This is a genomic window from Photobacterium sp. GB-72 (assembly GCF_003026095.1).
Lineage (GTDB): Bacteria > Pseudomonadota > Gammaproteobacteria > Enterobacterales > Vibrionaceae > Photobacterium.
In genome coordinates this window covers 1-1449 of the sequence record NZ_PYNV01000039.1, presented here as the reverse complement: position 1 = coordinate 1449, position 1449 = coordinate 1, and the positions used below count along the sequence as shown (strand labels likewise).

The following is a 1449-nucleotide window of genomic DNA, read 5'->3' as shown; positions in this document are numbered from 1 at the left end:
AGCAACATACATTTCCCATACCACCATCTAGATATCTACACCACGACCTAGCAAGCTATTCCATCACACTAAACCCATTGAGCATAGTACCCATAGGGTAGACGCCTTTTTTAAATAAAAGGAAAGACCATCATGATCACTGCAATCAATAGCAACATCTTAAAGAATGCTTTAAAAGCTGACATTGAACTCGATGTTCAAGTTATTGAATCAATGGCTACCATTGATTCGATACAAGTTTCTGGTTGTGATCCAGAATTCACCGACTTTGACTTCTTTACTAAAGAAATTGAAATAGACAATAAAATTACGGAATACCTTTCATTCCCTAACACACACTTAAACGATTTAAAGCTAGGTTCAATTGCTTACTAATCGTTAAAAGCGACCAAAAATTTATTTTTGGTCGCTTTCCCTCATTAATACATCTATCAAGTACAAATACCTAAATAGCCACGTTTAGGTATTTGTACTGCACTTGCAGTCAATAGTTGCAGGGATTCAGCAACATACATTTCCCAAACCTCCACCTAGTAACACTCACCACCAATTAATCCATATTGGATTCATTCAAGGAAACATTCTTATGTCAGAAGAAAAAAAAGATGAGAAGCAGGTAAGTGCCTCACTTATAGTAAAAGGCTGTACGTCACTGAGTTTACATTTTGGACTTATTGGCGGAAGCAAAAAAATGAACTTCACTGAGCTAGGTTTGAACATGAATCTACCTCAAAGGTAAGATGTGCGGCGCTATTATAGCGTTGCGCATTTTTACTTGCTTATTTACTCAGCAATGTTTAAATTTATACTGTGCAGTGGCCTCTATGCACATCATCGGCCAAAACCCCAAATAAATTAGTAAGTACCAATACGTAAGCGTTAGCGTTTAGGTATTTGTACTGCACTTGCAGTCAATAGTTGCAGGGATTCAGCAACATACATTTCCCATACCACCATCTAGATATCTACACCACGACCTAGCAAGCTATTCCACCACACTAAACCCATTGGGCATACTACCCATTGGGTAGACGCCTTTTTTAAATAAAAGGAAAGACCATCATGATCACTGCAATCAATAGCAACATCTTAAAGAATGCTTTAAAAGCTGACATTGAACTCGATGTTCAAGTTATTGAATCAATGGCTACCATTGATTCGATACAAGTTTCTGGTTGTGATCCAGAATTCACCGACTTTGACTTCTTTACTAAAGAAATTGAAATAGACAATAAAATTACGGAATACCTTTCATTCCCTAACACACACTTAAACGATTTAAAGCTAGGTTCAATTGCTTACTAATCGTTAAAAGCGACCAAAAATTTATTTTTGGTCGCTTTCCCTCATTAATACATCTATCAAGTACAAATACCTAAATAGCCACGTTTAGGTATTTGTACTGCACTTGCAGTCAATAGTTGCAGGGATTCAGCAACATACATTTCC

At 36.8% G+C, this 1449-nt stretch carries 3 protein-coding genes; all 3 read left to right on the top strand.

Annotation, left to right across the window (positions count from 1 at the left end; translation table 11 throughout):
* The first annotated feature begins 132 nt into the window (after positions 1 to 132).
* The 3 genes from C9J40_RS21705 (at position 133) to C9J40_RS21700 (ending at position 1305) form a co-directional block, all read left to right on the top strand.
* Positions 133 to 375, top strand: a complete 243-nt coding sequence (locus C9J40_RS21705) for a hypothetical protein (protein WP_107247966.1) — start codon at positions 133 to 135, stop codon at positions 373 to 375.
* A 211-nt stretch (positions 376 to 586) separates the two neighbouring features.
* Positions 587 to 739, top strand: coding sequence for a hypothetical protein (locus C9J40_RS22055; RefSeq protein ID WP_158259572.1), 153 nt, complete (start codon positions 587 to 589; stop codon positions 737 to 739).
* Between the two features lie 323 nt (positions 740 to 1062).
* Complete coding sequence (locus C9J40_RS21700; RefSeq protein WP_107247966.1) at positions 1063 to 1305, top strand: hypothetical protein; 243 nt, start codon at positions 1063 to 1065, stop codon at positions 1303 to 1305.
* Positions 1306 to 1449 lie beyond the last annotated feature (144 nt).

Bases quoted from the DNA above. Each gene is read 5' to 3' on its own strand.
- C9J40_RS21705 (WP_107247966.1), top strand. From the start codon at position 133: ATGATCACTGCAATCAATAGCAACATCTTAAAGAATGCTTTAAAAGCT.
- C9J40_RS22055 (WP_158259572.1), top strand. From the start codon at position 587: ATGTCAGAAGAAAAAAAAGATGAGAAGCAGGTAAGTGCCTCACTTATA.
- C9J40_RS21700 (WP_107247966.1), top strand. From the start codon at position 1,063: ATGATCACTGCAATCAATAGCAACATCTTAAAGAATGCTTTAAAAGCT.